Here is a 23327-nt window from a genome sequence, read left to right on the forward strand (position 1 = left end):
TGCTTTAGGGCGTACGCCGTAGCGGCTCAGGCGACCGTCGGGTGCACCAGCCCGTCTTCACGGAACATGTGCTTGACGCCGCGCACGGCCTGACGAATGCGCGACTCGTTCTCGATCAGGGCGAAGCGCACATATTCGTCGCCGTACTCGCCGAAACCGATGCCTGGTGAGACCGAGACCTTGGCCTGCGCGAGCAGCTTCTTCGCGAATTCGAGTGAGCCGAGCGCGCGATACGGTTCGGGAATGCGCGCCCAGATGTACATCGACGCGCGCGGCAGATCGACGTCCCAACCCGCTTCCGTCAGGCCTTTGTAGAGCACGTCGCGGCGGCGCTGATACTGTGCGCGAATCTCTTCGACGCAGTGTTGATCGCCTTCGAGCGCGGCGATGGCGGCGACCTGCAGCGGCGTGAACGTGCCGTAGTCGTGATAGCTCTTGATGCGCGCGAGCGCGGCGACGAGTTCGGCATTGCCGACCATGAAGCCGATGCGCCAGCCGGCCATGTTGTAGCTCTTTGAGAGCGTGAAGAATTCGACGGCCACGTCCTGCGCGCCGGGCACTTGCATGATCGAGGGCGCCTTGTAGCCGTCGTAGACGATATCGGCGTAGGCCAGATCGTGCACGACGAGAATGTCGTGCTTGCGCGCGAGGTCGACCACCCGCTCGAAGAATTCGAGTTCGACGCACTGGGCGGTAGGGTTCGACGGGAAGCCGAGGATCACCATCTTGGGTTTCGGATGGCTTTCTCGAATGCCGCGCTCAAGTTCGGTGAAGAAGTCGATGCCGGGCGTCATCGGCACGGAGCGGATGTTCGCGCCCGCGATGACCGCGCCGTAGATGTGAATCGGGTACGACGGATTCGGCACGAGCACCGTATCGCCTTGATCGAGCGTGGCGAGCATCAGGTGAGCGAGGCCTTCCTTCGAGCCGATCGTGACGATGGCTTCGCGCTCGGGATCGAGGTCGACGTCGTAACGATCCTTGTACCAGCGTGTGATCGCGCGGCGCAGACGCGGAATGCCGCGCGACGTCGAATAACCGTGGGTGTCGGGGCGTTGCGCGACTTCGACGAGCTTGTTGACGATGTGCGGCGGGGTCGCGCCGTCGGGGTTGCCCATCGAGAGATCGATGATGTCCTCGCCACGGCGGCGCGCGGCCATCTTCAGCTCGGCGGTGATATTGAAAACGTAAGGGGGAAGACGATTGATGCGCGTAAAGCTGCGCGAGCCCTGAGAGCTGGACATGAGAATCCTGGAACGTAAGCGCCCGGAACCGTCCGAGCGACGCCGGTGTGCTGGCCACACCGTGACGGTGACTGTAGCGCGACGCGGGGCGCTTGGGCAAGTGAATTTTGCGGGGCCAGGCGGAGAACCCGTCGGTTATGATGATCGGCCGCGAATTCGAGGAAAAGGAGTGTCGATGGCGTATCTGTACCTGCTGGTGGCAATCGTGGCGGAGGTGATTGCCACGTCGGCGCTGAAGGCCTCGGAGGGATTCACGCGCGTCGGGCCGGTGGCGCTGGTGGTCGTGGGCTACGGCGTGGCGTTCTACATGCTGTCGCTCACACTGCGCACAATTCCCGTGGGCGTGGCTTATGCGATGTGGTCGGGGCTCGGCATCGTGCTCATCTCGATCACCGCACGCGTGTTGTTCGGTCAGAAGCTCGATGCCCCTGCGCTGATCGGCATGGCGCTCATCATCGCGGGCGTGTTGGTGATGAATCTCTGGTCGAAGTCGTCGACGCATTGACGGGCGCGGTGCTTGAATGCACGAGCGCTCCGGCGCGCATGCGCCTGACCTGGCCTCGCGTCAGGCTTCGTGTCGGGCCTCGTTCTCCGCTTCGGCCAGCACGGCCTTGAGGGCGGAGATGCAGGTGTCGATCTCCGAGCGTTCGATGACGAGCGGCGGTGCGAGGCGCAGCACGGTCGCGCGCGTTTCCTTGGCGAGCACACGACGGCGCAGCATGCGCAGGGACAGGTCGTGTGCGTCGGCGCGTGCGGGATCGATTTCGATGCCGGCCCAGAGGCCGCGGCCCCGGACTTCGCGAATGAGCGGCGAGTGAATCGCGTGTAATCGCGAGAGCAGGTATTCCCCCATCTCGGCACTGTGTCCCGGCAGGTCTTCGTCGGCCATGACGTCGAGCGCTTCGAGCGCGACGGTGGCGGCGAGGGCGTTGCCGCCGAAGGTCGAGCCGTGGCTGCCGGGCTCGAACAGGTCGATGATGTCGCGTCGTGCCACGAAGGCCGACACAGGGAGCAGGCCGCCGCCGAGTGCTTTACCGAGCATCACGCCGTCGGGCACGATGTCTTCGTGCTGATAGGCAAACCAGCGGCCGGTGCGTCCGAGGCCCGACTGGATTTCGTCGAGCAGCATGAGCACGTTGTGTTCTGTGCAGAGCTGTCTCAGGGCGCGCAGGAAGCCGTCGGGCGGGACCACGATGCCGCCTTCGCCCTGAATCGTTTCGAACAGGACGGCGCAGGTGTTGGGGGTGATGGCGGCGCGCACGGCGTCGATATCACCGAAGGGCACGCGCACGAATCCGGGCGCAAACGGGCCGAAGTCGGCGCGATAGGCGGGCTCGGACGAGAAGCCGACGAGGGTGGTGGTGCGACCGTGGAAGTTGCCGTCGGCGACGATGATTTCGGCTTTGTCGGCGGGAATGCGTTTGGCGCTGTAGCCCCAGCGGCGGGCGGCCTTGATGGCGGTTTCGACGGCTTCCGCGCCGGTGTTCATCGGCAGTGCGCCGCCGAGTGTGGTGAGGTCGCACAACCGTTCGAGGAAGGCGCCGAGCCGGTCGGTGTAGAAGGCGCGGGAGACGACGGCGAGGCGTTGTGCCTGCGCGGTGAGCGCGGCGACCAGGCGAGGATGCGCATGACCGTGGCTGACGGCGGAGTAGGCACTCATCATGTCGAGATAGCGGTTGCCCTCGACATCCCAGACCCAGACGCCCTTGGCGTGCGAGAGCACGACGGGCAGCGGCGCGTAGTTGTGGGCGCCAAAGCGTTGTTCGCGTTCGATTTCGTTCATGCTCGCGCTCCTCCACGTTACCAGTCTAAAGGCGAACGAGACGGCACGCAAAGGGGGACATCTCCTGAAGCGACGCCGATGAAATTGGCATGCGCGTGCGCTATAATCGTCGATTGCTTGGGCGTGATGCGTTATCGCGCCACAGCAAGACCCGCCGGCAGCGACGTCTTGTCGCTGCCATCACGCACTGCCCATAGCTCAGTTGGATAGAGCATCGGCCTTCTAAGCCGACGGTCGGGGGTTCGAATCCCTCTGGGCAGGCCAACTTCCCATGCGATTTCTTTCGATTGTGCGGGTCGGTTTGCGAAGCATCTATTGTGTCTGATGTCGGGTGCCTTTTGCTTTAGGGAAGTATTCTCGTCTTGATCAGCTTCTGAACTCATAAGACTGCTACAACTCGTAGCGTAGGCATCTAGATGGTCAACATCGGGGTTTCGGAAACGATGGTCGCGATGTAATCCATCACCACGCGGACAGGTTTTGATCGACGTAAGTCGCGATGAACTACTAGCCAAATATCTCGCGCGAACGCACTTCCGTCGTGTTCCAGCCTAACCAGATCCCCTTCGGTATCGCCCATGAAGCACGGAAGTCCCGCGACACCGGCGCCACCGCGCGCGGCGGCGAGATGGCCGCTGATGTCGCTCAATGTGCATCCCACCGGGCGGCCGTTTGCAATCTTCAATAGCCATTGTTGCTGAGGCATGTCGGCCAACGATGCGTCGTAAGCAATAAACGTCCAATCGGCCGGCGGCACCGTACGCGCGTAATCCTTGTGCGCGTATAGCGCGAAGGGCATGCGGCCGATGCGCCGCGCCACATTGCTGGGCTCTTTGGGCCGCACCAACCGCAGTGCGATGTCCGCTTCGCCGCGACTAAGGGATATTTGCTGAGCCTGGGCCAGTAGAGAGAGTTGAATTCCGGGGTGCGTCTCACGCAAGCTGGCCAGACGTTTTGCCAGGAAGTGGGCGACCAGTACCGGTGGCGCACTCAAGGCGACCTTCCCGTCCAGTGGGGCATGTTGAGCGCGGGCAAGTCGGGCAATGTCAAAGGAAGCCGTCTCCATATGCTTGGCGAGTTCCAGAACCTTCTTTCCGTCGGGCGTCAATCGGCACGAGCGCGGCAGCCGTTCAATCAGAGACATTTGCAGTTCAGCCTCGAGAGCGTTCAATCGCCGACTCACCGTCGCGTGATCGACGTGCATCGCACGCGCTGCGCCAGAAAGCGTGCCTGCATGAGCGACGGCCAGGAAATGACGTAAATTCTCCCAATCAAACATCTGTGCATTTTCTCCAGGTTGAGTTGCAATTATAGGTAATTTACGCACAGACATCGACTGCCTAACATGGCATCAGTTTGTTACGTCAAGGATGTGCGTCATGCTCTCTTCCAGACCTTCGTCGCGTGGTACGTTGGCGGCTTCCGCCTTGGGATTGGTCGTTGTGCTGTTGGACGTTAGCGTTGTCAATGTCGCCCTGGAGGCCTTGCGACAGAAATTTTCGACTGATGTTGCGGGGTTGCAGTGGGTGGTCAACGCTTACACCTTGGCGTTTGCCGCGTTACTGTTGACTAGCGGAGCGATGGGCGACCGCTTTGGGGCGCGGCGCGTTTTTTCCTGGGGGTTGATCCTTTTTACATTGGCGTCGCTCATCTGTGGGCTCACGGATGAACTGAGCGGGTTGGTTGCCGCGCGGCTGCTTCAAGGTGTGGGTGCCGCGATGCTGGTGCCCAACTCGCTTTCCATACTACAAAGGGCGTTCCAACCGGGTGAGGAGCGTGGCCGCGCCGTGGGTTGGTGGGGGGCAGTGGGAGGCCTGTCACTGGCCGCCGGTCCGGTCTTGGGCGGCCTGCTGGTGACGCATTTGGGTTGGCGCTCGATTTTTCTAGTCAATCTACCCGTCGGGTTGATTGGCATTTACCTGACCTTGCGCTACGTAACGCCTGACGGGGAAGGTCACCGACGGCGTTTGGACTGGCCCGGACAGGCAACGGTGGTGTTTGCACTAGCGTCGATGACTGCCAGCCTTATCGAAGCCAGTAGCCTTGGATGGGGTGATACGCGGGTTCAATCGGGGTTGTTGCTGGCTATCGCCGCGCTGTTTGTCTTTGTCTGGATCGAGTGGCGCACCCAAGACCCGATGTTGCCAATGACGTTGTTTCGTGCGCCAACGTTCATGGCTTCAACGGCTTCGGGTCTGATTGTGAACTTCTCGTATTACGGCCTGGTGTTTGTGCTGAGCCTTTTCTTCCAGTCGCAGTGTCGGTTTTCTCCTCAGCAGACGGGACTCGCTTTCTTGCCGATGACCGTCATATTGGTCGCGGCAAACATTGTGGCAGGAAGGCTCATCACCCGCCTTGGGGCGCGTCGCATCATGGTGCTTGGTTTGGGGCTGGCCGCGTGTGGATATTTACTGATGCTGCTGGCAAGCTTCGACGGGCGCTACGGCATGCTGATCGTACCTATGTTAATCGCGGGTAGCGGCGTCGCGTTGACGATTCCCACCATGACCAATGTGACACTTTCATCGGTGGAGGCGTCGCGCGCAGGCATCGCATCCGGCGTTCTTAATTCCGCGCGCCAGATCGGCGGAATGTTAGGGGTCGCCGTGTTTGGCTATCTGGTTCGCGACACGGCTTCACACGCGTTCTTGCATGGCATGCACGCGGCAATGGCGATTGCGGGTTCTCTACTATTTCTGTGTAGCATGATGTGTTTGTATTGCATGCCAAAGCGAGAATATCGGGAATTCGTCGTTGGATCGACGAAGGCGAATTCTTCATCCGAACTGTGTGGACGTGGATGAGCCGGTTCGGAAGGTGAACGAAATGAGGCAGGCCCGGTTCTCGGTAGAATTCCACTGATCGTTTCAGGAGGAAAAATGTTCGTTGTTCTCTTGCATTACCTTCAGCCGCTGGCCGACATCGAGGCGTTCCTTCAGGAGCATCGCGAGTATCTTGAGCGTCAATACGCTGCCGGTCACTTCGTGGCGTCGGGGCCTCAAGTCCCTCGGGTTGGCGGCGTTATCCTGGTGCGCAATCTAGGACGGGAAGCGTTGGATGTCGTGTTGGCGCAGGATCCGTTCTACCGAGAAGGCATCGCTCAGTATCAGATCATTGAGTTTGCTCCGAACAAGTTCGCGGCGGGTGCGCAATGGGTACTCTGTGGGGATCACTGACAGTCGTCGCAGACGTCGTTCCTGGCCAGTGCGATTCAGCGATTCCGTGAGCCGCCGCCGGGTTGGCGAATTCGCATTGTTCCGGGATGTCGCTCAATCTACTGGCGCAGGTCGACTCAGGCGAGATCGCCCTCGCCGCTGCCACGCACATCAATACCTCATATAGCCGTCATCGCTTCGCGCTCTTCAGCCGTGAGAATGGGGCCGTCCAAAGTAACTTGCGAGTGGTCGTCTCTGAACTTCGCGATGATCGGCTTCAGCTCGCCCTTGATGTGCTTTTCGCTGTAGCCGTTGAACAGGTGGCCGAGCAGGCCTCGACGCAAGTCGCTGCTCCCCATGTACCAGTCGGCAATCGGGAACGTCAGGTTCATGTTGTATTTCATCATGATGCCCATGTTGTGGTGGGCGGTGTGATGCCGGCGAATCGTATTGATGAAAGGCACGTTGCGCACGAACCAGTTCTCATGACAGTGACAGCAGTAATGGAACGTCTCGTAGATCACATACTGGCCGACCATCGTCAGAAAGACCATCCAGCCGGCATTCGGCCCCAGGATCAGTGAGGTCAGATAGCCGAGGGCACCGCCGCCAACGCCCAGCGTCATCAGCACGCGCCACGGAAAGAAGACGATGCGAAATTCGCGCGTCGTGTCGATCGTCGACAACTGGTCGCTGAAGTATTGGTGGTGCTGGCGAGTGTGGCGGTTGTAAATCTCGCGCAAGCCCCAGACATTCACGCGACGATGCATCACGAAGCGATGCATGAACCACTCCACGAAGTTGCCTGCCAGGAAGACCGGAATCATCAACAGCCATTCCCAGGTCGGATGCTGCAACCGGCTGACGGCATAGACGACTGCACCGATGGCCACGATATACATCACGACGATGTGCAACAGGCCGTTGTACATCGGGCTGATGTCGGATTTGTACTGCTCTCGGAATTTCAATTGACGCTCGGTAATCATGGGTTGTCTCCTGCGTTTAAATCAATCGGATGGCGCTCGTGGAAGGGGGATCGGCGGGCAGGATTGCCCGCCGATCAGCGCGTCAATGCGAAACGTCTTCAAGCGATCGGCCTTTGGTCTCCACGCCCAGCAGCAACACGGCGAGCGCTGCAATGACGAAGGAGAGGGCGCCCAGGGTGAAGACGCCCGCCTGTCCCCACGAGGGAAGCAGTACGCCAATGGCAAAGGGGCCCGCCAGGGAGCCGACGCGTCCGATGGACGACGCGAAGCCGGAGCCTGTCGCGCGCGTGCGGGTCGGATAAAGCTCGGGCGTGTAGGCGTACAGCACCGACCACATGCCGAACAGGAAAAATTGCATCATCAGTCCGGCGGCAATCAATTGTTCGATAGGGGCCTTGGTGCCAGCGGCCTGACCGTAAAGGTATGCGGCTGCCGCACTTCCCAGCAGCATCAGTGCGCACGTTGGCTTGCGGCCCCATTTCTCGAGCAACCACGCCGAGAACATGAACCCGGGAATCCCCGCCAGTGAGATGTAGACCGTGTAGAGAACCGATTTGGTCAGCTCATAGCCGGCCTGTTGGAGCAGCGCGCCCAGCCACGTCGTCAGTCCGTAGTAGCCGAGTAAGGCGAAGAACCACGTGGTCCAGAGCATGACCGTCCGTTTGGCATAGATGCCGGTCCAAAGCTCGGCGAAGAGCGCCTTCCTGCCGGTTTGGGCGCGAGGCGCGCTCGGCGTCGATGTGGGCGCGGGCAACTTGCGTCCGTAGGCTTTCTCCACCTTGGCCTCGATGCTATTCATCACGTCCGAGGCTTCGGTCATCCGTCCAGTGTCTTCGAGCCACCGAGGCGACTCGGGCACCACGCGCCGGATGACGAACACAAACACGGCCGGGACCGACAAGGCGATGAAAATGCCACGCCAGCCGATGACCGGAAGCATGAAGTAAGAGAGCGCGCCGGCAACGATGAACCCGATGGGCCAAAAACCTTCCAGGATTGCTACATACTTGCCACGGCTTTTGGCCGGCACGATCTCCGAGACCATCGACAGGCCGATGGGGAACTCCATGCCCATGCCAAAGCCAAGCACCACCCGGTACAACATCAGCGAATCGACGTTGTGCGCGAAGCCGCACATCAGACTACCGACGCCCCAGAAAATCATGCTGATCTGGAAGACCGGCTTTCGGCCGAATTTGTCCGCGAGCAGGCCCGCTATTGCAGCGCCGGCAAACATCCCAAGGAAGCTGGCGCTGGCCAGTAGTCCTGTTTGCGAGGCCGAGAGGCCGAATTCCGTCTTGATCGACCCCAGAACAAAGGTCATCAGACCCAGGTCCATGGAATCGAAGAACCAGGCGGTGGCAATGATCGAGAACAGCGTTCTCTGGTAGCGGGTCATCGGCAGCCGCTCTAGACGCGCGGCAACCCCAACACCCAGCCGCGAAGCGGCGACGGACATATCCATATTTGTGTCTCCTCCAATGTATGTTGCTGATAATCAGCTAACATGTTAGACATCGAGGCGCAAAGAGGCCGGTAGGCCCGGCCGAATTCTAGTGGTGTCTTTGCGTCGCTACAGCGCCGGGCAGAAAGGCTCAGTCTGCGGCGAGTCTCGCTGTCGTCTCGTCTTGAAGACGGTTATGCCACGCGTTATTGATAATGTCCGCATAGCTGTCTTCAATATTCCCAACCGGGAACGCTTTCGCCAACCGAGTCACGCCAAGCGAATCGGTGAGCAATTCCTGTAGCGATGTCCGCGTGACGCCAAACGCGTTGAGATCGGTGGGAATCCCAAGCTTGCCGACCAGTTCGCGTAATTGGTGCGGTAATGCGCGCACCGCCTGGACTTCGTCGGCCGTCTGAATGCCGAACATTCGGGCGACCTCCAGAAGTTCGGCATGTCGGGACTCGCGCAGGGCGTCGATGACATAGGGCAAGACAACGGCATTCGTCGCCCCGTGGGATTGGTGCGTCAGAGCGGCGACGCCGTAAGCAATGCCATGCACCGCATTCAGCCCTGCGCTGCCGTAGGACATCGCCGCATAGACGCTCGCATAGCACATGCCGACCCGTGCCTCGACATCGTGTCCGTCCTGATAGGAACGAAGCAGATACTGGGCGCAAAGCCGGATGGATTCGCGCGCAAACATCATGGTCAAGCCGCTGCGACCGCTATAGCCCGGGTCGACGTTGCCGCCTCGCTCGAACCGGCTTGAGTCAAGGGTGACAAACGACTCGAGCGCATGCGTCAGGGCGTCGATGCCGGATTCCGCCGTGACTTTGGGCGGGCAGGTGAAGGTGAGTTCGGGGTCGATGGCGGCGATGACCGGGCGAAGCCGATTGTCCATCACGGCGGTCTTGATACCGGTGGACGTGTCGAACAGAATGGTGCCGGGGGTCAGCTCAGAGCCCGTGCCCGCCGTCGTGGGCACCGAGACGTGGTCGATGACCGGTGCATCGCTCGTGATGCCGGCACTGAAGTCGCGAATGGGCCGCCCTGCAGTCAGGGTGACGCACAGCGCCTTGGCCAGATCGATGTTGCTGCCGCCGCCCAGGGAAACGATGTGGTCGGGCAGATGACCGTCAAGATGGACGCGCAGTTCGGCCGTCGCACGGTCGCACAGGTCGGTCGTGGGGTCGGGTTGGCCGCCCGCAAAGACATCGACGTGAATACCGAGGCGTTCGCAGGCGCTCACGTAGTCGTTCACCCAAGGGGTTCGATCCGAAAAGAAGCGATCGGTGACGAGCAATCCTCGCCGATAGCCGATGCGCTGCAAAAGATGGGGAAGCTTTTGACGGTAGCCACGCTCGATGATCAGTCGGGAGGGGGCACAAAAGTGGATGCAATCGTCAAGCCTCATGAATTTGTCTCCGGGGTGCTCGGGCATCGGGATGCCGTGCTGTATTGCGTGAGAAAGTGGCGCATGGCGACGCAGACCGCTTGCGTGTTCTGCGTCAGGATCGAGTGGCGCGCGCCCGGAATCACTTGCAGCGTTGCGCAGCGAATTCCCTCTCGCACGCGATGTGCGTGCTCGATGGGACAGTCTTCGTCGTCGCTGCCGTGGATAAGCAGCGTGGGCACGTCGACGTGCACCAGATGCCGGAGGTGGGACATCCGCTTCAGCGCATTCCATGTCCACGACACAGTGAGCGGATCCGCCGCGTGCGTCAGACCCAAGCGCATTTGCCTGTGCCGAATTTCGTTGAGTAGGGCGGTCTGTTCGGATGCCTTGAACCAGGCAACCTCGTCCAACTGCGCGGTGCCGGACAACAGCACAATGGCCGCCGGCGGGTGATGACGTGCCGTGCCGTTCGCCAACTGCGCCATCAACTCGAGGATGACCGATACCCCCATGCTCCAGCCGGCCAGCGCATAAGGACGAGCGCCGACTTCCTGTTCAATCGACAGGCTGGCAATCCGCGCGAAGTTGTCGGCGCTGCATGCCTTTGGCCCGCTTGGCGATTCGGCGTCGCCGCGACCGGGCATGTTGGGCAAGACGAAATGGAATGCGTCTCCCAATGCGGTCGCGACAGGAATCCAGGAGTCGCTCGTGCCTTGAATGCCATGCAGGGCGACGACCGGAAAGCCCTCGGGCATTCCTACATGGCGAATATCCATCGCGTGCCCCTCCTGTTAGTAATATATTAGTTGATTAATAATAGCATGTTAGTTTGTGAAAACAAGTCGTCGACACCGAGGGAAAACTCGGGGGGGTAGGCGAGGGGCGAGCAAAAATGGCGAGGTGATGTGGCACTGCGCACCGCAGACGTACAGCGCGCGGTGCGCCGTCGAAGCCTTGAGAGCAGGTGATATACAATTAATATTTGCTCTGAAGCATCGACCCAATGGCGACAAAAAAAGCGACGCAACGCACGGGGAAACCAGTGCCCCATGTCCCGGATGACGCACGGGAAGCCATCCCGCGAGGTCGCATGGTCGATATGGCTTACGAGTGGATTGAAGAGGCGATCGTGACGCTGCGGCTCGCGCCGGGGTCGACCTTGTCGGAACTGCAACTGAGCGAGATGACGGGCTTCGGCCGAACGCCGATCCGGGAGGCCGTGCAGCGACTGGCCCGCGAGCATTTGATCGTGGTGTTGCCGCAACGAGGGTTACTCATCCCGCCGATGGACGTCGCCAAGCAACTGCGCTTGCTGGAGACGCGACGTGAGGTGGAGCGCTTGATTGCGCGAAGCGCAGCAAAGAAGGCGACGGCCGAACAGCGCGAGCATTTCACGCGTCTGGCGAAGGCATTCAAGAGTTCGGCCCGCAGCGGCAAGGATGTGGAGTTCGTGCGCGCTGACCGCGAGTTCAACGAATTGTGCCTCGTGGCCGCGCGCAACGAGTTCGCCGAGGGCGCGATGCGTTTGTTGCACGGACTGGCGCGTCGCTTCTGGTACTACCACTACAAGGAAGCGGCCGATTTGCCCACCATGGCACGCCTGCATGCGGAAGTCGCGGAAGCGATTGCCGCGGGCGAAGTGAAGCGCGCAGGCGACGCCCTCGATGCGCTGTTGGACAATATCGAGGCATTCACGCGAGCCACGGTGCTGGGCGAGCGAGCCTAGTGGCGGAATTTCCCCTGGCTTGTCCGACGAAGGCGGCGACAGGCGCGCCGCCCCAAACTCAAATCGCCGACGGGTGGCGCGCCAGCGGCGTAACCGAGATGTCCATGTACGGAAACAGGGGCAACTGGCTCAGCAGCGTGTGCAGCTCGTCGTTGCTCTCGACATCGAAGATGCTGTAGTTGGCATATTCCCCGACCACGCGCCAGATGCTGGGCCACTTTCCCGAGCGTTGCAACGATTGCGAATACTCTTTTTCCGCCGCCTTGATACGCGCAGCCTCTTCCGCCGGCACCGTATCGGGAATCCGAACGATCATATGAACCAGATACAGCATTTCACTCTCCTTGAAGCGCGGGCGAAGTGCCCTTGACAGTCACAGGTGGGGCCACGCCACGACGACTGTGATATGAATCGCGCGGAGATCGGTTGCGACCTCCGATGCGCCTCGCGTCAGGCAAGCGCCCTGGCGAGGAACTGGACCAGCGCGGCCTCGAACTGCGCCGGCGCCTCGATGTTCGACAGATGCGAGGCCGGCACCGACACCACTGTCGATCCGGCGATGGCGCGTTGCATCGCCTGCGCATCGGCCGCCGTCGTCACCGGGTCGAACTCGCCGGCGATCAACAGTGTCGGTACCTTGATCGCCGAGATCTCGTCTCTGAGGTCAGAGGTCGCCAGGGCGTCGCAGCACGACGCGTAGCCTTCCGGCGCAAGCGCCGCAATCCCGGCCTGCGCGAGCGCCACGCGCGCCGGCTCGCGCGCGATGAAGCCCTCGGTAAACCAGCGCGACGGCGAGGATGCGGCCAACGCCGCCATCGCAGCTTTTCCATCTGTACGGACCTGCGTGGCGCGGGTCGTCCACCCCTCGATCGTGCCGATCCTGGCGGCGCTGTTGCACACCGCAATCGCGTTGAAGCGCGTTGGCGCATGCAGACCCAGCCACAAGCCCGTATGCCCGCCCATCGATACGCCGCAGAAGCTCGCGCGAGGCACGTCCAGCGCGTCGAGCAGCGCGACGACGTCATCGCCCAACTGGTCGAACGTATAAGGCCCCTGCGTGACGATGCTGCCGCCGTGTCCTCTCGTGTCGTAGCGCACGACACGGAAGTCGCGCGCCAAACCCGGCACCTGCGCGTCCCACATCTCCAGCGTCGTGCCGAGCGAGTTGCTCAGCACCAGCACCGGCGCGGATACCGGGCCGGAAATCGCGACGCGAAAGCGGCCGTTTCTCGTTTCGATATACGTGTCGCCGGGCGTTTCAATCGCCGTGTCGAGGATGGCGGACATACGGTGTCTCTCTCAGGTCGGCGGGAATGGCGGCACGTGCGTGCCGCCATTCGGTGCGCCATGGGGTTTGGATGGAAGGCGATGGGCATGCACCCGTGTCGTTCGGCGCAACACCCGGCGGGCCGCAGTGCGCAGGTCGCTCGCGGAACCTGGCCTATCGCGCGCCAGTGACGACGCGCTGCGTGTCGCGACGATAGTGGGCGAGCTTGTCCTCGTCGATCGTGACGCCCAGGCCCACGCCGGTGGGCAGGTGCAGCGCGAACTCGCGGTAGGTCGGCCGCTCGACGACGATATCGTCCTTGAGCAACAGGGGCCCGAACAGCTCGGTACCCCAGGCGAGTTGACGAAGCGTGCAGAAGCAGTGCGCCGCCGCGATCGAGCCGATCGTGCCTTCGAGCATGGTGCCGCCATAGAGCGCGACACCCGCGGCATCGCCAACGGCGGCGGCACGCAGCGTGCCGTAAAGACCGCCAGCCTTGGCGATCTTCAGAGCGAACACATCGGCACAACCGCCGCGCACGAGTTCAATGGCGTCCTCGGCACCGAGGATCGCTTCGTCGGCCATGATCGGCACGACAAAGCGAGCCGCCAGTCGCGCCAGGCCGGCGCGCTGGTCGCGTGGGATCGGTTGCTCGATCAGGTCGACGCCGGCGGCTTCGAGCGCGGCGATGCCCGTGGCCGCTTCCGCTTCGTTCCATGCCTGATTGACGTCCACCGTGACGCGCGCACGGTCGCCCAGGGCGCGCTTGATCGCGGCAACGTGGGCCACGTCATCGCTTACGGCCCGCCGTCCGATCTTGAGCTTGAAGGTGTTGTGGCGGCGCTCGGCCAGCAGGCGCTCAGCCTCGTCGATGTCGCGTGAGGTATCGCCACTGGCCAGCGTCCAAAGCGTCGGGAGCGTTTCGCGCACCGCGCCACCCAGGAGCGTGACGAGCGGCACGCCAAGACGCTTCGCCTGGGCATCGAGCAAGGCCGTTTCCAGCGCAGACTTGGCGAAGCGATTGCCGCGCGCGACCTTGTCCAGGCGCACCATGGCCGCGTGCACATTGGTGGCGTCGACCTCGCTCAATGCGGGCGCAAGATAGGTGTCGATCGCGAGCTTGATGCCCTCCGGGCTTTCCTCGCCGTAGGACAACCCACCGATCGTGGTGGCCTCGCCGATGCCTTCGATGCCGTCGCTGCAACGCAGCCTGACGATCACCAGTGTTTGCTTCTGCATCGTCGTCATCGCGAGCTGGTGCGCGCGAATGGTCGGCAGGTCGACCAGAATGGCCTCGATGGAGCTGACGGTTGGTTTCATACCCGGGAGATACAGTTAGACAGTGAATCGCAGTATGCAAGCCGCGTTATGTCGCTGTCCAAGACCGATGGCGTCTTGTTCAATACCTGCCGGGTATGGTGTCGATTAGGGTGAGCCGAGGTCCGAGGGCGGGAGGTGCTCCATGTTCCCCTCGACGTAGAGGTCGTAGATCAATTCGAGCATGGCGCGAATATCGGGCGACTCGTCGAGCAATCGCATGCTCAGGATAATCGGCGATACAAGATTGGGATCGTCGAGTTCCTTATAGGCGATGTCGTCGCGTTTGAGGCCATTGACGCTCTGCGGCACGATGGCGATGCCTTCGCCAGCCGCGACAAGCCCGAGCGCAATCTGCAACTCCCGTGTCTCGTAGATGCGCTCCGGCTTGAGCGCACGATCGTGGAAGGCTGCAAGCACCTGATCGGCATAGCTCGGGCGAGGGGCTTGGGGAAAAATGATCAGCGTTTCCGACACGAGGTCGTGCAGCGACAGAACTGGCTTGGTCTCGATCAACGGATGGCCGAGCGGCAGGGCGACGATCATGCGTTCCTCGCGTAGCACCACGCGACGAATGCTCGGGTCTTCGTGACGAATGCGGCCGAAGCCGACATCGATACGGCCTTCCTTGAGCGCCTGGATCTGATCCATTGTCGACATCTCGTGCAGACTCAGCGCAACCGTGCTGTTCTCCCCGCGAAAACGCCGGATGATCTTCGGCAGCATGCCGTAGAGCGTCGAGCCGACAAAACCGACCGACAGGCTGCGATCGATCTTGCCCACGCGCCGCGTCATCGATTCGAGTTCGGAGGTTTGCGCGAGCAACTGCACCGCGTGCGAATAAAAAAAGCGCCCCGTGTCGGTCAGTTTGAGCGGGCGCGAGTCGCGCTCGAACAGTTGAACGCCGAGCAACTCCTCGAGTTGCTGAATCTGGCGACTGAGCGGCGGCTGTGCGATATGCAGCCGTGCGGCGGCGCGCGTGAAGTTGCGTTCTTCAGCAACCGCCACGAAGTAGCGCATATGGCGCAACTCAATATTCATTTCATACCTTTCAGATATCGCGCCGATACTAAATCAGTGTTGGACGGTGCTATACCCCGTCATTATCCTGACTTCATGCTCTGCATCAGTGCTCGATTATACCTATCGCGTATGGACGACGAATGCTTGGTGCACGGGTTAACCCCAGCAAAATTCGAATAGAGGTAGGAGAAGACATGAGCGTGAAAGTATTCGACACGAGCGAAGTGCAAGCGCTGTTGAGCGCCGCTGCCAATCTCGGAAATCCGACCGGCGATACGCGCACCAAGCAAATCGTGCATCGCTTGCTGAGCGACCTTTTCAAGGCGATCGACGACCTCGATATTACGCCGGATGAAATCTGGGCCGGCGTCAACTATTTCAACAAACTGGGCCAGGATGGCGAGGCGGCACTGTTGGCCGCCGGCCTCGGCCTCGAGAAGTATCTCGACGTGCGCATGGACGCCGAGGACCGGGCCGCCGAGATTGAAGGCGGCACGCCGCGCACCATCGAAGGCCCGCTCTACGTCGCTGGTGCGCCGCTGCGCGACGCGGTGTCGAAGATCGACCTCGATGCGGATGCCGACGCTGGCCCGCTGGTGATTCGCGGCAAGGTGACCGGCCCTGACGGTCAACCGGTGGCGGGCGCTGTCGTCGAGTGCTGGCATGCCAACTCGAACGGCTTCTATTCGCACTTCGATCCGACGGGCGCGCAATCGCCGTTCAATTTGCGCGGCGCCGTGCGCACCGATGCGCAAGGCAAGTACGAATTCCGCACGCTGATGCCGGTGGGCTACGGTTGTCCGCCGCAAGGCGCCACGCAGCAACTGCTCGACGCGCTGGCCCGACACGGCAACCGTCCGGCGCACGTGCACTTCTTCGTGACCAGCGAACAGCATCGCAAGCTCACGACGCAAATCAACATCGAGGGCGATCCGCTGATCTGGGACGACTTCGCCTATGCCACGCGCGAGGACCTGATCCCGCACGTGGTCGAGAAGACCGGCGGCGCTACGCTCGGCCTGAAAGCGGACGACTACAAGGAAATCGAATTCGATATCCAGTTGAGCCCGCTCACGCATGGCAAGGACAACCAGATCGTCCATCGCCTGCGCGCTTCGGCGGCGGCATAACCGCCCGCCACGGCGGCGGCGCCAGTGCGCAGCCGCCCATCTCATCGTTCCACCTTTGATACCGACGCGATCGCTCCCCGGTGGGAGCACGCGCGGGGAGAGCCCCCATGTCCTCCATCACCCAAACCCGCTCGCCACTGGATGCGCTGCTCGATACGGCCGTTCAGGACGACAAGCAGGCCGGCGTCTTCCGCTGCCGTCGCGACATTTTTACCAATGCCGAGTTGTTCGAACTCGAGATGAAGCACATCTTCGAGAGCAATTGGGTCTATCTGGCCCATGAAAGCCAGATCCCGAACAACAACGATTACTACACGACGTGGATCGGTCGTCAGCCCGTGGTCGTCACGCGCGACAAGAACGGTGAGCTGCACGCGGTCATCAATGCCTGCGCACACAAGGGGGCCATGCTGTGCCGTCGCAAGCACGGCAACAAGGGCAGCTTCACATGCCCGTTCCACGGCTGGACGTTCTCCAACACCGGCAAGCTGCTCAAGGTGAAGGAAGAGAAGACCACGCAGTATCCGGTGCAATTCAATACGCACGGCTCGCATGACCTGCGCAAGGTCGCGCGCTTCGAGAGCTATCGCGGTTTCCTGTTCGGCAGCCTCAACCCCGATTCGATGCCGCTCGCGGACTATCTCGGCGAGACCCGCGTGATCATCGACCAGATCGTCGACCAGGCGCCGCAAGGGCTGGAAGTCGTGCGCGGCAATTCCTCGTACGTCTACGACGGCAACTGGAAGATGCAGATGGAGAACGGCTGCGACGGCTATCACGTCAGCACCGTTCACTGGAACTACGCGGCGACCATGGGCCGACGCAAAGACGATGGCACGAAGGCCGTCGACGCCAACAGCTGGAGCAAGTCGGTGGCAGGTGTCTACGGCTTCGAGCACGGGCACATTCTGTTGTGGACCAACACGATGAATCCGGAAGTTCGCCCGGTCTACGCGCATCGTGACGAAATCAAGGCTCGCGTCGGCGACGTCAAGGCCGATTTCATCGTCAACCAGACGCGCAACCTCTGCCTCTACCCGAACGTGTTCCTGATGGACCAGTTCAGCACGCAGATTCGCGTGGTACGCCCGCTCAGCGTGGACAAGACGGAAGTTTCGATCTTCTGCTTTGCGCCCAAGGGAGAAAGTGCCGAAGTGCGCGCCCACCGCATCCGCCAGTACGAGGACTTCTTCAACGTCACGGGCATGGGCACGGCCGACGACCTGGAAGAATTCCGTGCCTGCCAGGCGGGGTATGCCGGTACCACGGCGCTGTGGAACGACTTGTCGCGCGGTGCGCCGCTGTGGATTGACGGGCCGGACGACAACGCCCGCAAGATGGGCCTGACACCGCGCCTGTCCGGCGAGCGCAGCGAAGACGAAGGATTGTTCGTCTGCCAGCACGAATACTGGGTCGAAGTGATGCGCGACGCCCTGAAGAAAGAACAGACGGAGGCCACGGCATGAACTTCGATTACGCAACGATTTGCGCCACGCTGTATCGCGAAGCCCGTCTGCTCGACGACCGTCAGTGGGACGAGTGGCTGGCGTGCTATGCCAACGACGTCACGTACTGGATGCCGGCGTGGGACGACGACGATCGCCTGACCGACGACCCCCAGAGCCAGATCTCGCTGATGTACTACGCGGACCGTGGGGGATTGGAGGATCGCGTGTTCCGCATCAAGACCGAGCGTAGCAGCGCCTCGATGCCGGAGCCCCGCACCGCGCATACCGTCGCGAATGTGGAAGTGCTGGCGCAACGCGACGACGAAGTCGACGTGCGCTACAACTTCAGCACGCTCAGCCATCGTTACAAGGCGACCGATCAATTCTTCGGCACGATGTTCGTCACGTTGCGCCACGACGGCGATGCGCTGTTGATCGCCAAGAAGAAGATCGTTTTGAAGAACGACTATATCCGTCAGGTACTCGACGTTTATCACGTTTGACGTTGACTATCGCATCAGGACTGGCAGTCGAGGAGGCTATATGTCCAGCTACAACGTAGCGCTCAATTTTGAAGACGGGGTGACCCGCTTCGTCGAATGCAAGGCCGGCGAGAAGGTGCTCGACGCCGCCTTCCGCGCCAAGATCAATCTGCCGATGGATTGCTCCGACGGTGTGTGCGGCACTTGCAAGTGCCGTGCCGAGAGCGGCAGTTACGACATGGGCGACGACTACATTGAAGACGCCCTGAGCGCGGACGAGAAGGACAGTGGCCTCGTCCTCACATGCCAGATGGTGCCGCAGAGCGACTGCGTGATTGCCGTGCCGGCGTCGTCAACGGCGTGCAAGACGGAGCAGAGCCGATTCGCCGCGACCGTCACCAAAGTCGAGACGCACAACGACGCGGCGGTCGTGCTCGAACTCGATGTGGGCGCCGCCGCGCCCGTATTCCTGCCCGGCCAGTACGTCAACATCGATGTGCCTGGCAGCGGTGTGCGTCGCTCGTATTCGTTCTCGTCCGCGCCGGGCGAATCGCGCATCGGATTCCTCATCAAGAAGATTCCGGGCGGGGCCATGAGTTCGTGGCTCGATCATGCGCAACCCGGTAATGCGCTCGAGATGACCGGCCCGCTCGGTAGCTTCTATCTGCGCGCCGTCGAGCGCCCGTTGCTGTTCCTCGCGGGCGGCACGGGGCTGGCGCCGTTCCTGTCGATGCTCGAAGTCCTCGCGCGCACGTCGTCGCAACAGCGCGTGCATCTGATCTACGGCGTGACGCGTGATCTCGATCTGGTCCAGGTTGAGGCGATCGAGGCCTACACAGCCAAGCTGCCGAATTTCACCTTTGCCACGGTGGTGGCGGACGCCGAATCGGAACACCCGCGCAAGGGCTGGGTGACGCAACACATCCCGGCGGAGGCGCTCAACGATGGCAACGTCGACGTGTATTTGTGCGGGCCGCCGCCCATGGTCGATGCCGTGCGCAAATACTTCGATGACAACGGCGTGAGGCCCAAAAGCTTCCATTACGAGAAATTCACGCCCAACGTCGCAATGGTGGACGCATGACAACGCAACGATTTGCCGGCAAGGTCATGGTCGTGACCGGTGCGGCGCAAGGCATCGGTCGGGGTGTCGCGCTGCGCGCGTCGGCCGAAGGGGCGAGGGTGGTCTTCGTGGATCGTGCCGAATTCGTCGCCGAGGTCGCGGCCGAAGCGGTCGGCGAGTCGGCCGGCTTCGTGGCCGATCTCGAGACCTACGAAGGTGCCGCCGCAGCCATGGCGTTCGCCAACGAGCGCTTCGGGGGCATCGACATTTTGATCAACGGCGTGGGCGGGGCGATTCGTATGCGTCCGTTCGCCGAGTTCGAGCCGGCGCAGATCGACGCGGAGATTCGCCGCTCGCTGATGCCAACGCTCTATACCTGCCACGCGGTGCTGCCGTACCTGCTAAAGCGTGGTGGCGGCACGATCGTCAACGTCTCGTCGAATGCGACTCGGGGTATTCGACGCGTGCCTTACTCCGCAGCGAAGGGCGGGGTGAACGCCATCACGCAATCGCTGGCGATGGAATACGCCGAGCACAATATTCGCGTCGCGGCGACTGCGCCGGGAGGCACCACGGCGCCGCCCCGCCGGATTCCACGTAACGCCGCGGGCGACAGCGAACAAGAGATCGCCTGGATGAACGAGGCGGTCGCGCAGGTGACCGAATCGACGTTCTTCAAACGTTACGGCACCCTCGACGAGCAAGTCGCGCCCATTCTTTTCCTGGCCTCCGACGAAGCGGGATACATCACCGGTACGGTCTTGCCGGTCGCCGGCGGCGATACGGGCTGACGCCGGGCGCCGAGAGATCATTGAATAAATGGGCGTTGCGCAAGCGCGTCGGCATGGCCTGCCGGTGGGGCAACAACGCCTGCTGCCGAGGTGGCAGATCGGCGGTTGGCATATGATGAACGGTCTTTGACTCCCCTGGAACGACCTTTCCATGCAAGTTTTTGTCGACGCTGACGCCTGCCCCTTTGCCATCAAAGAGATATTGTTCCGGGCCGCGCGACGTGAGGAAGTGCGGGTGACGCTGATCGCGAATCAATTCCTGCGCACGCCGCCGTCACCGTTCATCAAGGCGATTCAGGTGCCGGCAGGCTTCGATGTGGCCGATGCCCGCATCGTCGAACTTGTCGTCCTGGGCGATCTGGTGATTACCGCGGACATCCCGCTTGCCGCCTTGGTGCTCGACAAAGGGGGGCTGGCGCTCGATCCACGCGGGAATTGGTTCACGCGTGAAAACATCGAGGAACGACTGAGCATGCGCGACATGATGGATCAACTGCGCAATGCGGGCATCGAGACCGGCGGTCCTGCTCCCTTCAGCGCGCGCGACAGTCAATCGTTCGCCGGGCAACTCGATCGCTTCCTCGCCCGTCATCGCGCGTCGCGCCGGTAAGCGGTCCGTGCCGGAACGCGCCAAAACAGACTTACTCCGCTTCCGAACTCGCCCGCAACAGTTCGCCAAACCGAGTGTTGCACCATTGCATCACGTCGTTGGGTTCTCGCCCAAAACGCCAGAGCATGCGCACGGGGAGTTGCGGCAGGCCGAGGTCGTCGCAGCGCAGTTCGTGAAGTTCATCGTACTTCGCAATGTCGATCGGCAGCACGGCCCAGCCGAGTTTGTCGAGCACCATGCTGGCGATCAGGTATGAACTGTCCGCCCGCCAGATTGACGGGCTCAGTTGCCACGGCGTGAAATCATCCATCTGCAGCAGAATCTGGCGGTACTTGGCCAAATCGCCGCGCGTGACCTGATCGCGGTAAGCGAGCGGATGATCGCCAGCGACAAATACGCCTTGCACGGCCGACCCAACATATTTGTGCCCCAGCGCCAACGAGATCGCGCCGCGATCCACGTGAAAGCCAATGTCCGCGCGCTGCTTCTCCACATACTCGGCCACTTCCGTCGAGGTCCCGTTGAGTATCGTCAGCTCCAAATAAGCGAACTGGTACGCAAGATCGCGGACCAGTTCGCTCACGACTTGATACGGCAACGCTTCGTCGATTGCCAGCGACAACTGCGGTTGCTCGCCGAACGCCAGCGCATTTGCCCGATGGTTCAAGCCCTCCGCCTGACGCAGCAACTCCTTCGCCTCGAGCAACATGACCTCCCCCTGCGCGGTGAGTCTCGCGTTGCGACGGCTGCGGTCGAATAGTTCAAATCCCAAATCGGCCTCGAGCAGCGAAATCGCCGAACTCAACGCCGACTGGGCTTTGCCGAGTCTTCGGGCGGCGGCCGATATCGATCCTTCCTCCGCGGCAGCCACAAAGTAGCGCAATTGCTCTATTGTCCAGTTCATTCATCCATTTTATCGATAGGTTCCAACTTTTTCTAACAGAAATTTCGCGGCAGAATCGCGATTCTCCAATGTAGGACGCCAAATTGAATCGCCAACATAGGCGAGGCGGCAGACGACCGGATCTTCCGGTCCGGTGGTCTCGGGTTCTGACCCCCTTCGCGCAATGCGCACCTGCCACCCACGGCGAGCCTGGAGAGATGCGGGCCCCCGGTACCCCATCCGTGGCTGCGCCATGGGTCGACGTCGCGCACTGAGCGCGGTCTCGACACCCCGACCGGTTGTCGTCAATCCAACGTACTTACATGTCATCGAATATTCATTACCGAACTCGCTTCGGACGGCTAACCGGCCTGTCAGCCAGCCTGATCGCCAGTATTCTCGTGCTCGCCGCCTGCGCCGACAGAGATCCAAAGGACGAGGCCGATGCGACGCCGGAAGCGGTCGTGCGCATCGTCGAGCGCCGTGCACAGACCCTCACGACGCAGCAGCCGGGACGACTGGCCGCCTACCGCAGCGCCGATGTGCGTGCGCGTGCGGGCGGGGTCGTCGTCGAACGCCGATATCAGGAGGGGCAGACCGTCGCCAAGGGCGACGTGCTGTTCCGCATCGACCCGCAACCATTGTCGGCTGCGCTGGACGCCGCGCGCGGTGCACTCGCCAAGGCACACGCTGAACACGACGCGGCTCGCGACAAGGTCGAACGATATCGCGGCCTTCTGGAAGCGCGCGCCATCAGCGCTCGGGAGGACGCCGAGTCTCGCTCGGCCGAAGCGCGTGCGCGCGCGGAGGTGCTGGCCGCTCGCGCGGAAGTCCGCAAGGCGGAACTCAATCTCGGCTATACGCGTGTCGTCTCGCCCATTGCGGGGCGCGTGCGCGGTGCCGAAGTCACGGAAGGCGCGCTGGTCGGTCTCGACTCGGCCACGCTGCTCACACGCGTTGAGCAGATCGATCCGATCTACGTGAACTTCTCGCAGCCGGCCGCGGAGGTGTATGCGATGACGCGCGATTTGCGCGCCGGCAAGCTGCAGCACGGCAACGCGTCGGCCGCGCCTCCGGTGCATGTGACGCTGCCCGACGGCCGTGAATACGCGCTACCGGGCCAATTGCTCTTTACCGATCTGGCGGTCGATCCGGGCACGGACACGATTGCCATGCGCGCCGTGCTGCCAAACCCCGACGGCGTGTTGCTGCCCGGCGCGTTCGTGCAGGTGCGCCTGCAGGGGGCGGTGAATCCGAACATCGTGCGCGTGCCCCGCGAGGCGCTCACGCGTACGGCCAATGGCGCCGTGGTGCGCGTGGTCGACGCACAGGGCACGGTGCGCGACACGAAGGTGCATGCGGATGAGATCGACGGCCGCGATTGGCTCGTCACGGAGGGCCTTGCGGGCGGCGAGACGATCATCGTGCAGAACGTCGCGCAGTTCTCCGACGGCATGCACGTCAAGGTCAAGGCCGAGGCCAAGCAGACGGACGACGCGAAGCCGAAAGACAATGGCGGACCGGTCGAGCCTGCGCGCGCCGGACCAGCCTCCCACGCGGAGACGCAATAATC

At 62.0% G+C, this 23327-nt stretch carries 23 protein-coding genes, 1 tRNA gene and 1 pseudogene; 13 read left to right on the forward strand and 12 right to left on the reverse strand.

Annotated elements, in window-relative coordinates:
• Positions 1–26: 26 nt before the first annotated feature.
• Entirely contained in the window at positions 27–1244 is a 1218-nt protein-coding gene (gene alaC, locus PanNE5_RS12825) for an alanine transaminase (RefSeq protein WP_017233941.1), read from the reverse strand.
• Between the two features lie 175 nt (positions 1245–1419).
• On the opposite strand from alaC, the gene PanNE5_RS12830 reads away from it, so the two are divergent.
• A complete protein-coding gene (locus PanNE5_RS12830) occupies positions 1420–1749 on the forward strand; it encodes a DMT family transporter (protein WP_261938084.1) in 330 nt (109 codons plus the stop codon).
• A 60-nt stretch (positions 1750–1809) separates the two neighbouring features.
• On the opposite strand, the gene rocD is transcribed toward PanNE5_RS12830, so the two are convergent.
• Positions 1810–3027 (reverse strand): ornithine--oxo-acid transaminase, encoded by a 1218-nt coding sequence (rocD, locus tag PanNE5_RS12835; protein WP_261938085.1) that lies wholly within the window; start codon positions 3025–3027, stop codon positions 1810–1812.
• 187 nt (positions 3028–3214) lie between these two features.
• Here rocD and PanNE5_RS12840 point away from each other — a divergent pair.
• A tRNA-Arg gene (locus PanNE5_RS12840) sits at positions 3215–3291 on the forward strand.
• A gap of 148 nt (positions 3292–3439) precedes the next feature.
• On the opposite strand, the gene PanNE5_RS12845 is transcribed toward PanNE5_RS12840, so the two are convergent.
• Entirely contained in the window at positions 3440–4306 is an 867-nt protein-coding gene (locus PanNE5_RS12845; RefSeq protein WP_026131951.1) for a LysR family transcriptional regulator, read from the reverse strand.
• A 100-nt stretch (positions 4307–4406) separates the two neighbouring features.
• On the opposite strand from PanNE5_RS12845, the gene PanNE5_RS12850 reads away from it, so the two are divergent.
• The 3 genes and pseudogenes from PanNE5_RS12850 to PanNE5_RS12860 all read left to right on the forward strand — a co-directional run.
• A complete protein-coding gene (locus PanNE5_RS12850; protein WP_261938086.1) occupies positions 4407–5831 on the forward strand; it encodes an MFS transporter in 1425 nt (474 codons plus the stop codon).
• Between the two features lie 75 nt (positions 5832–5906).
• On the forward strand, positions 5907–6203 hold the full coding sequence (locus PanNE5_RS12855; protein ID WP_261938087.1) for a YciI family protein: 297 nt from the start codon (positions 5907–5909) through the stop codon (positions 6201–6203).
• 3 nt (positions 6204–6206) lie between these two features.
• Positions 6207–6340, forward strand: a pseudogene (locus PanNE5_RS12860) (LysR family transcriptional regulator); the annotation flags it as partial.
• Between the two features lie 21 nt (positions 6341–6361).
• On the opposite strand, the gene PanNE5_RS12865 reads toward PanNE5_RS12860, so the two are convergent.
• The 4 genes from PanNE5_RS12865 to PanNE5_RS12880 form a co-directional block, all read right to left on the reverse strand.
• The gene (locus tag PanNE5_RS12865) at positions 6362–7171 is read right to left on the reverse strand and encodes a sterol desaturase family protein (protein ID WP_261938088.1); all 810 of its coding nucleotides are present in this window, start codon (positions 7169–7171) and stop codon (positions 6362–6364) included.
• An 82-nt stretch (positions 7172–7253) separates the two neighbouring features.
• On the reverse strand, positions 7254–8636 hold the full coding sequence (locus tag PanNE5_RS12870; protein WP_017233933.1) for an MFS transporter: 1383 nt from the start codon (positions 8634–8636) through the stop codon (positions 7254–7256).
• A 130-nt stretch (positions 8637–8766) separates the two neighbouring features.
• Positions 8767–10032: an iron-containing alcohol dehydrogenase gene (locus PanNE5_RS12875; RefSeq protein ID WP_017233932.1), complete on the reverse strand. Its 1266-nt coding sequence runs from the start codon at positions 10030–10032 to the stop codon at positions 8767–8769.
• On the reverse strand, positions 10029–10790 hold the full coding sequence (locus PanNE5_RS12880; protein ID WP_083902299.1) for an alpha/beta fold hydrolase: 762 nt from the start codon (positions 10788–10790) through the stop codon (positions 10029–10031). The genes PanNE5_RS12875 and PanNE5_RS12880 overlap by 4 nt, the downstream gene beginning before the upstream one ends.
• A gap of 314 nt (positions 10791–11104) precedes the next feature.
• Between PanNE5_RS12880 and PanNE5_RS12885 the strand changes: the two genes are divergently transcribed.
• A complete protein-coding gene (locus PanNE5_RS12885; protein ID WP_017233930.1) occupies positions 11105–11740 on the forward strand; it encodes a GntR family transcriptional regulator in 636 nt (211 codons plus the stop codon).
• 58 nt (positions 11741–11798) lie between these two features.
• Here PanNE5_RS12885 and catC read toward each other — a convergent pair whose 3' ends face one another.
• The 4 genes from catC to PanNE5_RS12905 all read right to left on the reverse strand — a co-directional run bounded on the left by catC (position 11799) and on the right by PanNE5_RS12905 (position 15359).
• Positions 11799–12074, reverse strand: a complete 276-nt coding sequence (catC, locus tag PanNE5_RS12890; protein ID WP_017233929.1) for a muconolactone Delta-isomerase — start codon at positions 12072–12074, stop codon at positions 11799–11801.
• A gap of 116 nt (positions 12075–12190) precedes the next feature.
• A complete protein-coding gene (gene pcaD, locus PanNE5_RS12895) occupies positions 12191–13027 on the reverse strand; it encodes a 3-oxoadipate enol-lactonase (protein WP_261938089.1) in 837 nt (278 codons plus the stop codon).
• A 154-nt stretch (positions 13028–13181) separates the two neighbouring features.
• A complete protein-coding gene (locus tag PanNE5_RS12900; RefSeq protein ID WP_261938090.1) occupies positions 13182–14327 on the reverse strand; it encodes a muconate/chloromuconate family cycloisomerase in 1146 nt (381 codons plus the stop codon).
• Positions 14328–14432: 105 nt separating this feature from the next.
• Positions 14433–15359: a LysR family transcriptional regulator gene (locus tag PanNE5_RS12905; protein WP_026131948.1), complete on the reverse strand. Its 927-nt coding sequence runs from the start codon at positions 15357–15359 to the stop codon at positions 14433–14435.
• 182 nt (positions 15360–15541) lie between these two features.
• Here PanNE5_RS12905 and catA point away from each other — a divergent pair, with 182 nt between their 5' ends.
• The 6 genes from catA (at position 15542) to PanNE5_RS12935 (ending at position 20871) form a co-directional block, all read left to right on the forward strand.
• Positions 15542–16477, forward strand: a complete 936-nt coding sequence (gene catA, locus PanNE5_RS12910; protein ID WP_017233925.1) for a catechol 1,2-dioxygenase — start codon at positions 15542–15544, stop codon at positions 16475–16477.
• A 107-nt stretch (positions 16478–16584) separates the two neighbouring features.
• Positions 16585–17943, forward strand: coding sequence for a Rieske 2Fe-2S domain-containing protein (locus PanNE5_RS12915; protein WP_261938091.1), 1359 nt, complete (start codon positions 16585–16587; stop codon positions 17941–17943).
• Positions 17940–18428: a benzoate 1,2-dioxygenase small subunit gene (gene benB / locus PanNE5_RS12920; RefSeq protein ID WP_017233923.1), complete on the forward strand. Its 489-nt coding sequence runs from the start codon at positions 17940–17942 to the stop codon at positions 18426–18428. Before PanNE5_RS12915 ends, benB begins: the two co-directional genes overlap by 4 nt.
• Positions 18429–18468: 40 nt before the next feature.
• On the forward strand, positions 18469–19491 hold the full coding sequence (gene benC, locus PanNE5_RS12925) for a benzoate 1,2-dioxygenase electron transfer component BenC (protein ID WP_261938092.1): 1023 nt from the start codon (positions 18469–18471) through the stop codon (positions 19489–19491).
• Positions 19488–20261 (forward strand): benzoate diol dehydrogenase BenD, encoded by a 774-nt coding sequence (benD, locus tag PanNE5_RS12930; protein WP_017233921.1) that lies wholly within the window; start codon positions 19488–19490, stop codon positions 20259–20261. Before benC ends, benD begins: the two co-directional genes overlap by 4 nt.
• 151 nt (positions 20262–20412) lie before the next feature.
• Positions 20413–20871 carry a YaiI/YqxD family protein gene (locus PanNE5_RS12935; RefSeq protein WP_017233919.1) on the forward strand — a complete coding sequence of 153 codons (459 nt, stop codon included), beginning with the start codon at positions 20413–20415 and terminating at the stop codon, positions 20869–20871.
• Between the two features lie 31 nt (positions 20872–20902).
• Here PanNE5_RS12935 and PanNE5_RS12940 read toward each other — a convergent pair whose 3' ends face one another.
• The gene (locus tag PanNE5_RS12940) at positions 20903–21775 is read right to left on the reverse strand and encodes a LysR family transcriptional regulator (RefSeq protein ID WP_026131947.1); all 873 of its coding nucleotides are present in this window, start codon (positions 21773–21775) and stop codon (positions 20903–20905) included.
• 302 nt (positions 21776–22077) lie between these two features.
• Here PanNE5_RS12940 and PanNE5_RS12945 point away from each other — a divergent pair, with 302 nt between their 5' ends.
• On the forward strand, positions 22078–23325 hold the full coding sequence (locus tag PanNE5_RS12945) for an efflux RND transporter periplasmic adaptor subunit (protein ID WP_261938093.1): 1248 nt from the start codon (positions 22078–22080) through the stop codon (positions 23323–23325).
• Positions 23326–23327: the final 2 nt, after the last annotated feature.

The organism is Pandoraea sp. NE5, assembly GCF_024363545.1.
GTDB lineage: Bacteria > Pseudomonadota > Gammaproteobacteria > Burkholderiales > Burkholderiaceae > Pandoraea > Pandoraea cepalis.